Annotated in this window: 17 protein-coding genes and 1 tRNA gene; 2 read left to right on the forward strand and 16 right to left on the reverse strand. The window is 36.1% G+C overall.

Annotation, left to right across the window (positions count from 1 at the left end; translation table 11 throughout):
• Positions 1-178 precede the first annotated feature (178 nt).
• Positions 179-250: transfer RNA gene (locus QQZ16_RS00080), tRNA-Arg, on the reverse strand.
• Between the two features lie 499 nt (positions 251-749).
• Between QQZ16_RS00080 and clpP the strand changes: the two genes are divergently transcribed.
• Entirely contained in the window at positions 750-1,355 is a 606-nt protein-coding gene (gene clpP / locus QQZ16_RS00085; RefSeq protein ID WP_031540675.1) for an ATP-dependent Clp endopeptidase proteolytic subunit ClpP, read from the forward strand.
• A gap of 94 nt (positions 1,356-1,449) precedes the next feature.
• Here clpP and QQZ16_RS00090 read toward each other — a convergent pair whose 3' ends face one another.
• From QQZ16_RS00090 to QQZ16_RS00110, 5 genes are all read right to left on the reverse strand, one after another.
• Positions 1,450-1,698, reverse strand: coding sequence for an HPr family phosphocarrier protein (locus QQZ16_RS00090; RefSeq protein WP_031540674.1), 249 nt, complete (start codon positions 1,696-1,698; stop codon positions 1,450-1,452).
• Positions 1,699-1,871: 173 nt separating this feature from the next.
• Positions 1,872-2,816: a DNA-binding protein WhiA gene (gene whiA, locus QQZ16_RS00095; protein WP_284560942.1), complete on the reverse strand. Its 945-nt coding sequence runs from the start codon at positions 2,814-2,816 to the stop codon at positions 1,872-1,874.
• Positions 2,817-2,860: 44 nt separating this feature from the next.
• On the reverse strand, positions 2,861-3,817 hold the full coding sequence (locus QQZ16_RS00100; RefSeq protein WP_031540672.1) for a gluconeogenesis factor YvcK family protein: 957 nt from the start codon (positions 3,815-3,817) through the stop codon (positions 2,861-2,863).
• Positions 3,814-4,695: an RNase adapter RapZ gene (gene rapZ / locus QQZ16_RS00105; protein WP_031540671.1), complete on the reverse strand. Its 882-nt coding sequence runs from the start codon at positions 4,693-4,695 to the stop codon at positions 3,814-3,816. Before rapZ ends, QQZ16_RS00100 begins: the two co-directional genes overlap by 4 nt.
• 21 nt (positions 4,696-4,716) lie before the next feature.
• Entirely contained in the window at positions 4,717-5,175 is a 459-nt protein-coding gene (locus QQZ16_RS00110) for an NUDIX hydrolase (RefSeq protein WP_031540670.1), read from the reverse strand.
• A 315-nt stretch (positions 5,176-5,490) separates the two neighbouring features.
• Here QQZ16_RS00110 and QQZ16_RS00115 point away from each other — a divergent pair, with 315 nt between their 5' ends.
• Positions 5,491-6,000: a nuclease-related domain-containing protein gene (locus tag QQZ16_RS00115; RefSeq protein WP_284560943.1), complete on the forward strand. Its 510-nt coding sequence runs from the start codon at positions 5,491-5,493 to the stop codon at positions 5,998-6,000.
• A 579-nt stretch (positions 6,001-6,579) separates the two neighbouring features.
• On the opposite strand, the gene trxB is transcribed toward QQZ16_RS00115, so the two are convergent.
• The 10 genes from trxB to hisD form a co-directional block, all read right to left on the reverse strand.
• Positions 6,580-7,530: a thioredoxin-disulfide reductase gene (trxB, locus tag QQZ16_RS00120; protein WP_284560944.1), complete on the reverse strand. Its 951-nt coding sequence runs from the start codon at positions 7,528-7,530 to the stop codon at positions 6,580-6,582.
• A gap of 290 nt (positions 7,531-7,820) precedes the next feature.
• Positions 7,821-8,006, reverse strand: a complete 186-nt coding sequence (locus QQZ16_RS00125; protein WP_284560945.1) for a hypothetical protein — start codon at positions 8,004-8,006, stop codon at positions 7,821-7,823.
• Between the two features lie 185 nt (positions 8,007-8,191).
• Positions 8,192-9,709 (reverse strand): tetratricopeptide repeat protein, encoded by a 1,518-nt coding sequence (locus QQZ16_RS00130; RefSeq protein WP_284560946.1) that lies wholly within the window; start codon positions 9,707-9,709, stop codon positions 8,192-8,194.
• A gap of 121 nt (positions 9,710-9,830) precedes the next feature.
• Positions 9,831-10,004: a hypothetical protein gene (locus QQZ16_RS00135; protein WP_204375777.1), complete on the reverse strand. Its 174-nt coding sequence runs from the start codon at positions 10,002-10,004 to the stop codon at positions 9,831-9,833.
• Entirely contained in the window at positions 9,982-10,626 is a 645-nt protein-coding gene (hisIE, locus tag QQZ16_RS00140; protein WP_031540666.1) for a bifunctional phosphoribosyl-AMP cyclohydrolase/phosphoribosyl-ATP diphosphatase HisIE, read from the reverse strand. Before hisIE ends, QQZ16_RS00135 begins: the two co-directional genes overlap by 23 nt.
• The gene (gene hisF / locus QQZ16_RS00145; protein ID WP_031540665.1) at positions 10,623-11,381 is read right to left on the reverse strand and encodes an imidazole glycerol phosphate synthase subunit HisF; all 759 of its coding nucleotides are present in this window, start codon (positions 11,379-11,381) and stop codon (positions 10,623-10,625) included. The genes hisIE and hisF overlap by 4 nt, the downstream gene beginning before the upstream one ends.
• A gap of 44 nt (positions 11,382-11,425) precedes the next feature.
• Positions 11,426-12,154, reverse strand: a complete 729-nt coding sequence (gene hisA, locus QQZ16_RS00150; RefSeq protein ID WP_109769007.1) for a 1-(5-phosphoribosyl)-5-[(5-phosphoribosylamino)methylideneamino]imidazole-4-carboxamide isomerase — start codon at positions 12,152-12,154, stop codon at positions 11,426-11,428.
• Between the two features lie 6 nt (positions 12,155-12,160).
• On the reverse strand, positions 12,161-12,784 hold the full coding sequence (gene hisH, locus QQZ16_RS00155; protein ID WP_284560947.1) for an imidazole glycerol phosphate synthase subunit HisH: 624 nt from the start codon (positions 12,782-12,784) through the stop codon (positions 12,161-12,163).
• Positions 12,785-13,372, reverse strand: a complete 588-nt coding sequence (gene hisB, locus QQZ16_RS00160; RefSeq protein WP_031540662.1) for an imidazoleglycerol-phosphate dehydratase HisB — start codon at positions 13,370-13,372, stop codon at positions 12,785-12,787. It lies immediately after the preceding gene.
• A 149-nt stretch (positions 13,373-13,521) separates the two neighbouring features.
• On the reverse strand, positions 13,522-14,820 hold the full coding sequence (hisD, locus tag QQZ16_RS00165; protein ID WP_284560948.1) for a histidinol dehydrogenase: 1,299 nt from the start codon (positions 14,818-14,820) through the stop codon (positions 13,522-13,524).
• Positions 14,821-14,830: the final 10 nt, after the last annotated feature.

Raw genomic sequence — 14,830 nt, forward strand, 5'->3', positions numbered from 1 at the left:
AATATAATAAGGTAGTAATATAAACACAAAGCTTCTCACAAAGGAAAAACAGCCTAAAAGCTGAATCAGCAATCTGATTTATTTTTAGGTACTTAAAATAGAAGCAAAATAAAAAGGTTTTTCTAAAGAATCGACGATTGTTCGAAACTTCAGAAAAACCTTTTTATTATTTTATTAGCGCCCTCGGAGGGAATCGAACCCCCATTTTAAGAACCGGAATCTTACGTGCTATCCGTTGCACCACAAGGGCATTGTGTATAACTTGCGCCCCATTGAAGTAACGCCTTCATATTATAAGCGAAGTTACTATTTTATGCAATAGATGATGTTTAAAAATAGGAGCAATGGGTATCATGTAGAAAGGATTGTAGAGGAAATAAAAGGATGGATCTCCTTATACCTTCAAGTATCGACTTCCCAATGAAACGCTATTGTACTTTTAAAATTAGGCTCTGTTATTACGTGCTTATCCGCTTAAACGGAATTATACTGTTAATTTGCCAATCATAGTACCGTTAACATTCTGTTATAATAGAACCAAAATTTAAAAATATACGTAGCAACAACTTTAGGAAAACTGCTATAAAAAAAGATGTCGAATGATATTTTTAGGTATTTAGGCTTTTAAGTTTGACCTTAATTGACCATCCGTGTATCATTAGGATTACATACAGTTTAGATGTTTTTCATCTTACTGAAGAAACAAATACTTATCGTTTTTGAACAGACATTATAAAGGAGGATTTTAAATGAATTTAATTCCTACAGTTATTGAGCAAACAAACAGAGGAGAACGCGCTTACGATATTTACTCCCGTTTATTAAAAGACCGTATTATTATGCTTGGTAGTGCTATTGATGATAATGTAGCTAACTCTATCGTATCACAGCTTTTATTCTTAGAAACAGAAAATCCTGAAAAAGATGTATCGATCTATATTAATAGCCCAGGCGGAAGCATCACTGCTGGGATGGCCATTTATGATACAATGCAATATATTAAGCCAGATGTTCAAACAATCTGTATTGGTATGGCTGCATCTATGGGTGCCTTCTTACTTGCTGCTGGTGCAAAAGGGAAGCGTTATGCTCTTCCAAACAGTGAAGTAATGATTCACCAACCACTTGGTGGAGCTCAAGGTCAAGCAACGGAAATTGAAATTGCTGCTAAACGTATTCTATTCTTACGCGATAAATTAAACGGTATTTTATCTGAGCGTACTGGTCAACCTATTGATATCATCGCAAGAGATACAGAACGCGACAACTTTATGACTGCTGATAGAGCAAAAGAATATGGTTTAGTTGACCATGTTATCAGCCGTAATTCTCTAGAAGACAAAAAAAATAACTAATTCACACACTAACCAAATATACTCAATAAAAAGGCTGTTCCTAGGTAGGGAACAGCCTTTTTATTTATAAGGAGAGTTTTTATTTATCAAATAATCACTTAAGCAAATCTTTTAATTTCTGAAGCGCTTCCACCTCGTCGCTACCATCAACAATAAGTTTAATTGTCGCTCCAGAATTTATCGCTAGGCCCATTATCCCCATAATGCTTTTTGCATTTACCTTTCTTCCATCCTTTTCAATAAATACTTCTGATAAATAATTACTTGCCTCCTGTACAAATAAAGCAGCAGGTCTCGCTTGAAGTCCCGCTTTTAGGCCAACTGTTATTTCTTGTTCCACCATCGAACTTCCTCCCCTTTAACAAAGTAGTAATATATCTATTATACAAGGAAAATAAGTTTTTTGCTCTATCCAAGGGGAATAATATTCAGTTTAAGGAAACTTTTCTGATAATATTTTCACACACAAAAAAATGGATAATATATATCCCTGTCTTTATATATTATCCATTTCTTTTATTTAACTGCTTCTCCACGACGTAGTGCATCTGCAATTTCATCAATTTTTCTTAAACGATGATTGATTCCAGATTTACTTATATTTCCAGAAGATACCATTTCCCCTAATTCTTTTAGGGTTACATCTTGATACGCAACTCGCAACTCTGCAATTTCTCTTAGCTTTTCTGGAAGAATTTGCAAACCAACCGTTTTATCGATAAAACGGATATTCTCAACTTGTCTTAATGCAGCCCCAATTGTTTTATTTAAATTGGCTGTTTCACAATTGACCAATCGATTAACAGAATTTCGCATGTCTCTAACAATTCGTATGTCTTCAAAGCGAAGAAGTGCTCCATGTGCACCAATAATATTAAGGAACTCCGTAATTTTTTCCGCTTCTTTTAAATAAGCAATAAACCCTTTTTTTCTTTCTAGAGTCTTACTTTTTAACCCAAAAGTATTCATTAAATCACTAAGGGCAATGATATGCTCTTTATATAAGGATGCTATTTCAAGATGATAGGAAGATGTTTCTGGGTTATTTACAGAGCCGCCTGCTAAAAAGGCCCCTCTTAAATAAGACCGTTTACAGCATTTCTTCTTAATTAGCTCTGGGGAGATTTCATGCGTAAACACAAAGCCTTCTTTCAGAATACTTAATTCCTCCAGCACTTCCTTCCCATGATTAGAAATCCGCACAATATATACATTGTTCTTTTTTAAGCGCATTTTTTTACGAACTAGTAATTCAACTGGTATATCGAAATACCGTTTTATCAAGGTATAGATTCTTCTAGCTATAGCCGCATTCTCTGTTTGTATATTTACAACTAGCCTCTGGTTGGAAAAGGAAAGAGTCCCGTTCATTTGTATCAGTGCTGATAATTCTGCTTTTCCACAGCAATTTTTGGCTTCAATTGTTGTCAATTCTTTTTTTGTTTCTGACGCAAAAGACATGTCCTTCCCCCCTTTTTAGAAAAAAGCAGATGCAATTTAATCCATTATTCAATTATCGAATAAAGAATTTTCGCCATTTCAACAGTATTATGGCGAATAACACCTTGATCAAGCTTGATGATATCGCCAGCTATCACATCTAGCTCCATCCGTTCTAGCCGTTTTATATCAAAAACCACAGGCTTTGCTTTTTCTTCATCATATCTTTGTTGTACACTTGCTGGGATATTCGTTTTGTTCACGATAATCGTGTCGATAAATGGTTGTTCAACATGTTCATATAATGCCTTCACATGATCACTTGCCGTATAATCTAACGTTTCTCCAGCTTGTGTCATTATATTGCATATATATACTCTTTTCGCTTTCGCTTCTAGAACGGCTTCCTTAATTTCTTTGACAACCAAATTCGGCAAGATACTCGTATATAAGCTTCCAGGGCCAATTACAATTAGATCTGCTTGCTGGATAGCATGAATGGTTTCAGGAAGCGGAGCAGAATCCTCTGGAGTTAGAAATACTCTCTTTATTTTTTTCCCAGCTTCCGGAATACTCGATTCTCCAACAACAACCGTCCCATCTTCCATTAATGCATTTAAGATAACACTATGACTTGTTGCAGGTAATACTTTACCACGAACATTAAGTACTTTGCTCATTTCTTGAATCGCATAGGTAAAATTACCAGTAATGGAAGTCATTGCAGCTAAAATTAAATTACCTAATGAATGCCCATCTAAATCTTTACTATTAGTGAATCGATGCTGAAACATTTCCTCCACTAATGGCTCCACATCTGATAGTGCTGCTAATACATTGCGAATATCTCCTGGAGCAGGGATATCAAGATCCTCTCTTAATCTTCCAGAGCTTCCTCCGTCATCAGCTACCGTTACGATTGCTGTTATATCCACTGGATATTTTTTCAATCCTCGTAAAAGTACAGAAAGGCCTGTTCCTCCCCCGATGATTACTATTCTTGGCTGTTCCTTTTCACTCATGCCTGCTGGTCCTTTCTCCTCTCCATATCACGGTGAGCAATAGCAATATTATATTCTTTTTCAAAATGATGTCCAATATATTCTGCTAACGCAACAGAGCGGTGCTGACCCCCAGTGCAGCCAATCGCAATAACTAGCTGCGACTTTCCTTCTCTCTTATATTGGGGCAGCATGAACGTTAACAAATCAATTACTTTTTCTAGAAACTGACCTGTCTCTGTCCATTTCAACACATAACTAGATACTTCTACATCTAAACCAGTTTTCGGTCTCATATGCTCCACGTAATGAGGGTTTGGTAAAAAACGCACATCAAATACTAAATCTGCATCAATAGGAAGTCCATGCTTAAATCCAAAACTCATCACATTTACAGTAAAGATGGATTGTTTATTAACAGAGAACTCTTTTAAAATCTTTTCACGTAGTTCTCTGGGAGAGCTTTGTGATGTATTATAAATAATTTGAGCTCTTCCTTTTAACTCTTCTAACATTTCTCTTTCCATTTTAATTCCTTCTAAAGGAAGTCCAGACGGTGCAAGGGGATGAACTCTTCTTGTCTCCTTATACCTTCTAACTAGCGCGCTGTCATCAGCATCTAGAAAAAGGATCTTAGGTACAACCCAGGAATTTGCTAAATCGTCTAGGGCAGTGAATAAATCATCAAAAAATTCTCTGCCTCTTAAATCCATCCCAAGAGCAACCTTATTCATCTTATTCTCAGACTCTTTCATAAGTTCAAGAAACTTTGGCAAAAGAGTTGGAGGTAGGTTATCTACACAAAAAAATCCTAAATCCTCAAAGCTTTGGATAACAACTGTCTTTCCTGCTCCTGACATTCCTGTGATGATTACGATTTGTGGCTCACTTGCACTCATTTTTATTCCCCCTATAAATCTTTAGCTTGGATCTAATCGGTAACTAATTAATTCAAAATCAGGTGTATAAGTAAATGTCCCATAGATAATTCCATTCCCATGAATCATGTAGTCTAATATATGATAATCGCCTTCAGCCATTGGCAAGTTTTTCACATTATCTAAATCATGCCAGACGATTTTCCCTTCAGCTGATTCATCTACATTGACACCATCAGCGTTCGTAGAGAAAAAGGTGAACATCATCCACTCCGACACAATCTTATCTCCATCCTTAATAATAAAGGTAAAAATCCCTTTTATATTCGGATTTCTTAAATAAATACCTGTTTCTTCTCTATACTCACGAATACAGGAATCTCGTACAGATTCTCCTGGCTCCATTTTGCCACCTGGCGCTACCCACCAACCACGTCTTGGCTTCTGTAATAACAATACTTTATTATCTTTAAGTAACAAACAATTCGTCACACGTTGCAAATTATTCACCCCGATTTTCTCTGTATGTAGGCACTTCTTTTATCCATTCCTTTTATTATACTATTATTGTCATGCCCTCACAATAAATTGCCTTTTCCAATTAGGAAGGATTCTTCATTCATTACGGAGAATGAATGATATAATCTTTAGAAAAGGATGTGTATTGTTCTTGTATATTAATTTTTAAAAAAAAGAGTTTGAAGTTAAGAAAAATGGAAGCTCTCTTACAACGCGGAGGTAAAGATTGGATCATCAAAAAAGATGTCTATATTCATTTACGTGGCTATAAAGGTGAAAAGGAACTAACCTACTACCTTGATTTTTCTACCAGATAAAGAATGCTTTATTATTCATAATCTTCGTTTATATAATGGTAAATCTTATTTTCAAATAGACTATCTCCTGCTGACTCGTTTCTTTTTTGTCATTATTGATTGTAAAAACTACTTAGGCACATTAATTTTTGATACAACCTTAAACCAGTTTACTCGAATTAGAAATAATCAAGAAGAGGGATACTTAGATCCTATCTCCCAAGTAAATAGATTAAAGCGACAATTAGAGCATTTCTTACAAAAACACCACTTTACCATTCCCCCCATTGAACCCCTCGTTATTATTTCCAAACCCTCTACAATCATAAAAGGAAATCCCTCCATAAAAAATCATGTTCTTCACAGCCATAGTTTTCTTGATAAATGGGATCAGTTACAAAGAAAATATAAAGTAAATGTTATAGATGAAAAAAGCCTACTCAAAATCTCCAAATTTCTTCTCAAGCATCATACCTCAGAAAACACTAATATATTGGAAAATACCGAATAAACAAAAAAGACATTATAACAGGTGTTCAATGCCCTCACTGTAAAGCATTTGCGATGATAAGAAAAATGCGTAACTGGTTTTTTCCATCATGTTCCACATTTGATAAACTGGCTCGTATAAAAGCAGTAGAGGATTATTTCCTCTTAATCAAACCTTCTATTACCAGTAAGGAATTTCGTGAATTTGTCCATATTACATCCAAAGATACCGCTAATCGGCTTCTTGTTTCAATGAAATTACCTTATACAGGTGAAAATCGAGGGAGAATTTATTACCCTTCGAAAGATTTTTTTGAATGAAAAGAAGTATTTGTATCATTTAACGTGATATGCACTAAAATTATTGAGTTATTCGTGAAAAAAAGTGAAGTATTCGCGAAAACCTCGAAGTTATTCGCGAAAGTTACCATTTATCAGCCAAACCAAAAATCCGCCCAAGCAAAAAAAGGCATAGGCTGTATAAGCCTATGCTAAAAAAATATATCTTAAAAGGGGGTCAATTTCTACTTATATGATACCCCAAATATGTTTCACTACTGTTACATTCCAATTAAAACGGAATGACACTTTTAAGAAGTAGTTATGCTTGTTGTTTTAATGATTCTGCTAACTCTTCCACATAGTGCTGAGCGCTTTGGGCAGCGATACTTCCGTCACCAGTTGCAGTAACAATTTGGCGAAGTGTCTTTTCACGAATGTCACCAGCCGCAAATATACCTGGTACTTTCGTTTCCATTTGATCGTCTGTTTCAATATAGCCATTTTCATTGGTAATTCCTAAGCTTTCAAATGGTTTAGATAATGGAACCATGCCAATGTAAATAAACACGCCGTCAGCCTCTAGCTCTTGCTCTGTTTGATCTACAGTGGAAACAAGTGTCACACTGCCCACTTTCCCATCCTTTTCATTAATTGCTTTAATCGTATGATTCCAAATAAAGTCAACCTTTTCATTATCAAACGCTCTTTTTTGAAGAATTTTCTGTGCTCTTAATTCATCGCGTCTGTGTACAATCGTCACCTGTGATGCAAAACGAGTCAAGTATACACCTTCTTCAACTGCTGAATCTCCTCCGCCGATAACAAATAGACGCTTATTCTTAAAGAACGCACCATCACATACAGCACAGTAAGAGACACCGCGACCTCCTAATTCTTTTTCACCTGGTACGCCAACCTTTTTATATTCTGCACCTGTAGAAATAATAATAGATCTTGCTTTAAATTCTTTTGAACCAGCTTTCACTGTTTTGTATTCTTTTCCATCCACTATTTCTTTAATATCACCATAAGCATATTCAGCACCGAATTTCTTTGCATGATTAAACATTTTATTGGATAGGTCTGGGCCTAAGATACTTTCAAATCCAGGAAAGTTTTCCACTTCTTCTGTATTCGCCATCTGTCCACCAGGTATTCCTCTTTCTATCATTAATGTAGAAAGATTGGCACGAGAAGTATAAACAGCAGCTGTCATTCCAGCTGGTCCTGCCCCAATAATAATAACATCATAAATTTTTTCTTCTGTCATTTTCAAAAACTCCTTTTCCCATTAACTAACGCATTTATTATACTAAATAAACGCTTAGATAAAAGAATCAATCTTTAAATTAATTTCTATTTCTTATTATAAGTATGATTATCTATTACTATCCTATAAAACCAATCCCCTATCCGTCCAAAAATCTGCTCAAACTCGAAAAATTTTCAAAAATAGCTGAATAATCATTTACGGATAGGCAGTAATCTAGGATAGAATTTATTGGAATTTATGTAGTCCCCCTATTTTTTCCACTCTTTATTATGTAATTTCTAAAAGATTTATATCAAATCCTTTAGTTTCTTGACCTCATTTGCTAAAATTAGTCTCCGCTCCCGTAATTCTTCTTCTTCCTTCAAAAGTTCGTCTAATTGATTAGTTAAAACTTGGTAAACATGATCGTCTTCATTAGCATTCTTGCCATCGCAAATGGCTTTTACCTTTATAGAAAAATAAATATCATTCACCCTATTATTAGATTAATTATAACTCTTTTTATCATCTATTTAATCATTTAATTCATTTCAACTGCTATTAAAATACATCCCTAAAGCAACCTAAAAAAAGAAGCAGCTAAATTCTATCCGAATTAAACTGCTTCTATAAGGAATTATTTTTCATTAAATGCATAAAACATCCTAAATGATAGATATTAACTATAGATAGGTTGCATATAATCCTTCATTGACTTTATATATTTCTGTAATGTGGAAGTAGAGAGTCCATACTGATCGGCAATTTCCTGCTGGGTCTTTTTTGTCTCACGAGTTTGATTCCATAAATAATCGATAGCTGCTGCACTGGCAATGCAATTTTTATATAAAGTACCGGCTGTTTGCATTTCCATGATTGCTGAAAACCATAGTAGATATAAGCTAGTTTCTTCTGTTCCAATTGGATGATAATTCGTATAAATTTGCTCTGCTGTATGATGTGCAACATATAGGAACGGATCCTCTATTTCAGTACCAGTCTTCACAAAGGCTAAATAATCTTGTTCTAATTTCGTTGAACAATTCTTTAACTGCATAGCAGATGAAGAAAGAATTTTTTCCTTTTGACTAGATACAGAAGTTAAGAATGTCGCAAACAATCGTTCCTCTACATGATTGCTGTCAAATCTTTTCAGAATAGAGCTAAGATGCTCCTCAAATCCACTAACCTTATAATCCAAATTATTCCATGGTTCTTGTCCTTTTTTTTCTGGCTGCTGATCCAATACTTTTTTCCATGCTTTTTTTGCCGTTTGCTTATTTCCTGTGTTATACGCGGAATACGATAACCAATAGTAAAAAGAACTGTCTCCTTGGAATCCTTGTTTATAAATCTTCTTCAACCAAAAATACGCCGTGTCATACTCGCCAATAAGTGCGAAAGTAGTGCCTAGTTTGAATTGATGATCAATAGAAATAGGGTTGATTTTTCTTAAAATGGCTGCCATTTCCGCAACATGAGCATCGTTATTTTGATAATAGGCAAATACTAGCTTATTACATAAAGCATGTAAGTTTCCTATATTCTGGGTCAATACATGCTCTAAAATTTCGCTAGCCTTTTCCGATTGACCAAGATAAAAATGAGCTAAAGCTAAATTATTATAGGCCGACCAATACTCTGGATAATCTTGAATCACTTTCGTCAGCACTTCTACAGCCTTTGCAAAGTTACCAGACTCAAGCAATGCTCTTGCCTGCTCCTGTCTTGTAATAAGATCTTCTTCCTCGTAGGCTTCTTCTTCCTCAAGCTCATCGGATTCCAAAGAAAGAACCTCCATTAGGTCTTCCGTATCCTCTACAAACTCCCCATCTTTATCCAGACTTAAATAGAGTTTTGCATGATAATATGCATCTTTAAAAAATCCTAAATGGGCATAATTATTCGCTAGGAAATAATAACACTCAACCATACCCTCATCTAATTCTTCAATAATATCATGGAGAAGTTCATTTGATTTTTGATATTCTCCAACATCTGCATAAACGACTGCAAGCTGACACGCAATCATTGGTTCTCCTGGCTCCAACGCCAGTGCTCTTTGCAAATATTTAAGGGATTTATAATAATCTCTTTGATGGTATGCTTTAATTCCTTTGTTAAAATAAAATTCGCCTGTAGGATTAAATGTAATAAGTTTACCCACTGGTTGTACTCTACTTGAGTTTTTATTCATAAATCCTCCAATATATATATGTTCCCTTATAAAGCAAGAGATAAATAGCATGCTAAAATAAATGGTTATTGTTAACTAAACAATTATACCATATTAAGTTCATTTCGGAGAAGAGTCAATCCTATTTTGGAAAAAAAGTGTATGAATTTAAAGCAGAAATTTGTTGGTAGGAAAAAGGGGTCGGAATAACTTTTCGATGAAGCCATTCACGTACAAGCAAAAAGTAAAAAGGCTCATTCTTCTTAATCGAATGGGCCTCTTTTTCTATCTCTTTACTTACCTTGCTTCTCTTCATGACGTGCTTCCAATACATTTAAAATTTCAGAAAATGGAAGTTTTTGCTCTCTTAATAGGACGAATAAATGATAAAGAAGATCGGATGCTTCCCATTTCAATTCCTCTGAATCGCGATTTTTCGCAGCAATAATAACTTCTGCTGCTTCTTCTCCGACTTTCTTCAGAATCTTATCTACCCCTTTTTCAAATAAATACGTTGTATATGTACCTTCAGGACGATTTCTATCTCTTTCTTCAATAACTTTCTCTAAGTTAGCCAGAATCTGATAATCTGCAGATACTTTTTTAACTGCTTCTTTATTTTGATAAATGCTCTCTATAAAACAGCTTGTTGTTCCATTATGGCAAGCAGGACCAGCTGGATTGGTGAATACTACTAATGCATCTTGATCGCAATCATATTTAATCTCTACAATTTGCTGTGTATTGCCACTTGTTGCCCCTTTATGCCAAAGTTCTTGTCTAGAACGGCTATAAAACCAAGTCTCCCCTGTTTGTAAGGATTTTTCTAAGGATTCTTTATTCATATAAGCAAGTGTTAACACTTCTTTCGTAGTAGCATCCTGTACAATAGCAGGAATTAATCCTTTTTCATCAAATTTCAATTCCTCTACATTCATCTGACAAGCACTCCCTTTTCCTTCAAATATTCCTTTACTTCATGAACAGATGTTTCTTTATAGTGAAAAATAGAAGCAGCCAGCGCAGCATCAGCTTTTCCCTCTTTAAACGCTTCTTCAAAATGGGCAGCATTTCCAGCTCCTCCTGAAGCAATAACAGGAACAGAAACAGCCTCACTCACTGCTTTTGTTAATGCTAGATTAAAGCCATTTTTCTCTCCATCCGAATCCATGCTTGTTAATAGGATTTCACCTGCTCCAAGTTCTACCACTTCTTTTGCCCACGTAATAACATCTTTATCAACTGGATTTCTACCACCATGTGTATATACCCGCCATGATTCAAGTGCTGCATCATATTTTGCATCAATCGCAACTACAATACATTGAGAACCAAAAAAATTAGCCCCTTCTTCAATCAAAGATGGATTTAGCACTGCAGCTGTATTTAATGATACCTTATCCGCACCCGCACGAAGAATTTTTTTCATATCCTCTAATGAATGAATGCCTCCTCCAACAGTAAAAGGAATAGCAAGCTGGGATGCCACTTCCATTACTACTTCTACCATTGTCTTTCTACCTTCATGTGAAGCAGATATATCGAGAAATACCAATTCATCTGCTCCTTGTTCATCATAAAAGCGCGCTAATTCAACTGGATCTCCTGCATCTCTTAATTGAACAAATTGGATTCCTTTTACAACCCGTCCATCTTTAACATCCAAACATGGAATAATTCGCTTTGTTAACATTTTAAAACCCCTCTCACAATGAGCTTGTCGAAATGTTTCTTCCGCTAGTACATTTTCCCCAAAGCTTCTTCTAGTGTGAACCTTCCTTCATATAACGCCTTGCCTATAATCGCACCGCCAACACCCTTAGAGTGTATCTCTTTCAGCCGCTTAAGATCTTCTATACTACTTACTCCACCGGATGCAATCACTTCTTTTTTTGTTGCCAAAGCCATTTCTTCAATTGCCTCTATATTTGGGCCACTCAACATGCCATCTGTTGCAATATCCGTAAAAATAAAGGTCTCGGCTCCTGCTTCTGCAAATCGTTTCCCCAACTCTACAGCTTTCACCTCAGAGGTCGACAGCCATCCATGTGTCGCTACAAGTCCATTTTTCGCATCGATTCCAATGGCAATTCCCTTTCCATATTTCCGAATCATCTCCATCGCAAATTCTGGATTGGAAACAGCAACACTACCGAGTATTACTCTCGTTACCCCATTTTCTAAATAGTGAACAATATCTTCCTCTTGTCTAATGCCTCCTCCAATTTGCACTTTCACACCTAATTTTTTTGCTGCATCAATAACAAATTGGTCGTTTACTCTTTTGCCATCTTTTGCACCATCTAAATCAACCATATGTATCCATTTAGCACCCTGCTCAACAAAGCTCTTGGCCATATCAAACGGTGAATCACCATAGATTGTTTCTTTATCATAGTCCCCTTGTAGCAAACGGACACATTTTCCGCCCCGCATATCAATAGCAGGATATAAGGTAAAGGTCATGTAAGTTCATCCTTCCTGTATTAAACTAGCAAAATTGCTTAATAAATGCATACCCAATTTACTACTTTTCTCTGGATGAAACTGCATGCCATATACATTGTTTCTTCCTACTACTGCTGGTACCTCTTTATCATAGGAACAGCTCGCGATGATTACTTCGTCTTTTGTATCTGCATAATAGGAGTGCACAAAATAAACAAAATCATCGTCCCTATTTGGTGCTATTGATGACTCTTTCTTAAAATGAAGCTTGTTCCAGCCCATATGAGGTACCTTATATGCTGAACCATCTTCTGCTATTCCAGGAAAACGAACTACTTTTCCAGGCAATAATTTCAAGCCTTCACTGTAGCCATGCTCCTCACTCGACTCAAACAATAGCTGCATTCCAAGACATATTCCTAAAAAAGGCTTGCCACTGTCAACAAATGTGTCAATCATCTCCGCTAAACCAGTCTCCTTTAGCTTTGCCATCGCATCTTTAAATGCACCCACGCCAGGAAGAATTAATGCATCTGCGCTTAACAAAGCTTCTTTGTCCTCTGAAATAAAATAAGGAGCATTTAATCGTTCCAGTGCTTTACTCACACTGAACAAATTTCCCATTCCATAATCAATAATCCCGATCATTTACAGCATCCCTTTCGTCGAAGGAATCCCCTTGATTCTAGGGTCAATTGTCGTAGCTTCATCTAGTGCACGAGCCATCGCTTTAAAAATCGCTTCAATCATATGATGAGTATTGTGTCCGTAATGTAAAATAACATGAAGATTCATTCTAGCTTCTAATGCAAATTTCCATAGAAATTCATGGACAAGTTCGGTATCAAACGTCCCAACTTTATCACTTGGAAATTCAGCACGAAATTCTAGATGCGGTCTATTACTTAAATCTATTACTACTTGCGCTAACGTATCATCCATTGGTACAAAGCTATTTCCATATCGCTTTATGCCCTTTTTATCACCAAGAGCATCCTTCAGCGCCATTCCAAGACATATTCCAATATCTTCTGTAGTATGGTGATCATCTACTTCAATATCGCCATTTGCTTGTACTGTCAAATTAAATTGACCGTGTTTTGTAAATAAATCTAGCATGTGATTCATAAATGGTACGCCTGTATCGATTTCAGAAACTCCTTCTCCGTCTATATTTAAAGATAACTGAATGTTTGTTTCTCCTGTTTTTCTATTGATTGCAGCGGTTCTTCCCATATTCCTTCCTCCTTTTTGTATTGTAACCTTGAAAGATATCTTTCTATTTGGCAGCAGTTCGCTTGCCCCTTAGAGTCTTCCCAGTATCGCTAATCCCATAGCCGAATGACCGTACCTCCACTTTATCTTTGCTGCTAAGGTCACTATCATCATTCTTTGTCAAAACTATCGATACTAATTATTTGCTTATCGCGGGCTTCTATTGCTCTTGCATGGGCTTCTAACCCTTCTAATCGTGCAAATTTAGCTATTTTTGGGGCATTTTCGCGAAATGCTACTTCACTGTATTGGATAACACTAGATTTTTTTTGAAAATCATCTACATTTAATGGATTAGAGAATCTTGCTGTACCATTTGTCGGCAATACATGGTTCGTTCCTGCAAAGTAATCGCCGACTGGTTCTGAACTATATCTTCCAAGAAAGATGGAACCTGCATGGCGAATCTTTTCCAGAATATCAGACGGATTTTCTGTGATTATTTCTAAATGTTCTGGGGCAATTGTATTAATGACTGTCACAGCTTCTTCCAGTGTGTTTACAACGACAATAAATCCATATTGATCTATTGATTTTTTCGCTATTTCTTTTCGCGGCAAATCACTTAACTGTATTTCTACTTCTTTCGAAACCTCTTCTGCTAATTTTGGAGAAGTAGTCACAAGAACAGATGAAGCTCTTTCATCATGCTCTGCCTGTGATAATAAATCTGCTGCTATTTCTTTTGCTCTGGCCGTTTCATCTGCTATTATCGCAATTTCACTTGGACCAGCAATCATATCAATGGCAACATCTCCAAAAACTTCTCGTTTTGCAAGGGCTACAAAGATATTCCCAGGACCAACAATTTTATCGACCTTTTCAATCGATTCTGTTCCATAGGCTAAAGCAGCAATCCCCTGTGCTCCACCCACTTTATAAATTTCCTTAACTCCAGCAATATCTGCTGCTACTAGTACTGCAGGAGGAAGTGTTCCGTTTTCACTTGGTGGAGATACCATTACAATCCGATTCACTCCTGCAACAATTGCTGGAATTACATTCATTAATACAGATGAAGGATAGGCTGCCGTTCCGCCTGGCACATATACACCAACTGAATCTAAAGGCAGAATTCTTTGACCAAGGATTGATCCATTTTCTTGTGTGAAATTCCATGAAGTTTTTAGCTGCTTTTGATGATAATCTTTAATGTTTGCAGCTGCCTCCTTGATAATAGAAATCATATCCTTTTCAACATTATCGTAGGCAACCGCAATCTCTTCTTCCCTTACAAGAAGACTTGATAGATTTGCTCCATCCCATTTTTTTGTATATTCGATTAATGCTTGATCGCCATTTCTTTTTACGTTTTCCATTATGTCGATAACGGCTTTTCTCTGCTCTACTGTTCCAGCATCAACAGAACGTTTTAAGCTAATATTCTCTATATCTTTCACAATCCTCATCTCGAAATCC

The organism is Bacillus sp. T2.9-1, assembly GCF_950097965.1.
GTDB classification, from domain to species: Bacteria; Bacillota; Bacilli; order Bacillales; family Cytobacillaceae; genus Niallia; species Niallia hominis.

Coding starts and splice junctions, on each gene's coding strand:
- hisH (WP_284560947.1), bottom strand. CDS start 12,784: ATGATCGGGATTATTGATTATGGAATGGGAAATTTGTTCAGTGTGAGT.
- hisIE (WP_031540666.1), bottom strand. CDS start 10,626: ATGAATGTAGAGGAATTGAAATTTGATGAAAAAGGATTAATTCCTGCT.
- hisF (WP_031540665.1), bottom strand. CDS start 11,381: ATGTTAACAAAGCGAATTATTCCATGTTTGGATGTTAAAGATGGACGG.
- hisB (WP_031540662.1), bottom strand. CDS start 13,372: ATGGGAAGAACCGCTGCAATCAATAGAAAAACAGGAGAAACAAACATT.
- trxB (WP_284560944.1), bottom strand. CDS start 7,530: ATGACAGAAGAAAAAATTTATGATGTTATTATTATTGGGGCAGGACCA.
- QQZ16_RS00135 (WP_204375777.1), bottom strand. CDS start 10,004: ATGAAGAGAAGCAAGGTAAGTAAAGAGATAGAAAAAGAGGCCCATTCG.
- hisD (WP_284560948.1), bottom strand. CDS start 14,820: ATGAGGATTGTGAAAGATATAGAGAATATTAGCTTAAAACGTTCTGTT.
- QQZ16_RS00090 (WP_031540674.1), bottom strand. CDS start 1,698: ATGGTGGAACAAGAAATAACAGTTGGCCTAAAAGCGGGACTTCAAGCG.
- clpP (WP_031540675.1), top strand. CDS start 750: ATGAATTTAATTCCTACAGTTATTGAGCAAACAAACAGAGGAGAACGC.
- QQZ16_RS00100 (WP_031540672.1), bottom strand. CDS start 3,817: ATGAGTGAAAAGGAACAGCCAAGAATAGTAATCATCGGGGGAGGAACA.
- whiA (WP_284560942.1), bottom strand. CDS start 2,816: ATGTCTTTTGCGTCAGAAACAAAAAAAGAATTGACAACAATTGAAGCC.
- hisA (WP_109769007.1), bottom strand. CDS start 12,154: ATGACCTTTACCTTATATCCTGCTATTGATATGCGGGGCGGAAAATGT.
- rapZ (WP_031540671.1), bottom strand. CDS start 4,695: ATGAGTGCAAGTGAGCCACAAATCGTAATCATCACAGGAATGTCAGGA.
- QQZ16_RS00130 (WP_284560946.1), bottom strand. CDS start 9,709: ATGAATAAAAACTCAAGTAGAGTACAACCAGTGGGTAAACTTATTACA.